Raw genomic sequence first — 1,130 nt, forward strand, 5'->3', positions numbered from 1 at the left:
GGGATGCTCTAGACCTAAAAAAGGAATAGAAGGGAGGATGGAAGATGGGACAAGACCCCATTCTAACTGTAGACAATTTGAATGTTATTGTAACGACACCGTATGGAGTGACTCAAACTGTCCATGATGTCAGTTTTAAGCTGGAGGCTGGGAAAGTGTTGGGCCTTGTCGGAGAAAGTGGATCAGGGAAAACGATGACATGCATGTCTTTGTTAAAGCTTTTACCTGAAAAGGCAAAGGTGGTACAAGGGAGTATCAAGTTTAAAAATATTGATCTTTTAAATGTTTCCACAGAAGACTTAAGGAAAGTACGGGGTAGTGAGATCGCTATGATTATGCAAAACCCTATGATCGCTTTTAATCCTGTGAGGACGATAGGGCGGCATTTTATTGAAACACTTAGAACTCATTTGCCCATAACGAAGCGGCAAGCGCGGAAAATGGCTGTGGAGTATTTAGAAAAAACGGACCTGCCTAATCCAGAGAATGTCTTGAAGCAATATCCGTTTCAGCTAAGCGGCGGGATGCTGCAACGGGTTATGATTGCGATTACCATGTCATTAAGTCCATCTATCATCATTGCTGATGAGCCGACGACTGCACTTGATTCGACAAACCAACTCCAGGTTTTGAAACAGTTGGATAAGTTAAGGGAAGAATACAATACATGCATTTTATTAGTATCACATGATCTAGGGGTGATTGCTCAGTTAGCTGACGAAGTAGCTGTGATGTATGGCGGCTATATCGTTGAGAAAGCACCAGTGTTGAAGTTGCTAAATCACCCAATGCACCCGTATACCAAAGTCTTGTTGGAATCCAGACTTGGATTAACAAGAAGAAAGATAAAGGTTGAAAAACGTGAAAGCGTTTCGCGCCCCAATTTAATAAATAGTGAAAAAACATGCCCTTTTTTAGAACGATGTGAGGACGCAGATTATACATGTTCAAGTTATAATCTTGAATTTAAAGAGTATGAAAAAGACCATCTAGTACGATGTGTAAAATCAAGATAAAGAGTTAGGTGGATGAAGAGTGAGCTTGCTTGAATTGAAAGGAATAAAGAAAACATACTTGTTGGGGAACCCTGTTTTTGGGAAGCGTAAATCTGTTGAAGCCATTAAGAGCAT

1 protein-coding gene is annotated in these 1,130 nt (G+C 40.4%); it reads left to right on the forward strand.

Annotated elements, in window-relative coordinates; translation table 11 throughout:
• Positions 1–44 precede the first annotated feature (44 nt).
• Positions 45–1,016, forward strand: a complete 972-nt coding sequence (locus AC1DUW_RS29885) for an ABC transporter ATP-binding protein (protein WP_053345689.1) — start codon at positions 45–47, stop codon at positions 1,014–1,016.
• Positions 1,017–1,130: the final 114 nt, after the last annotated feature.

The organism is Peribacillus sp. P4_C12 (assembly GCF_056402095.1).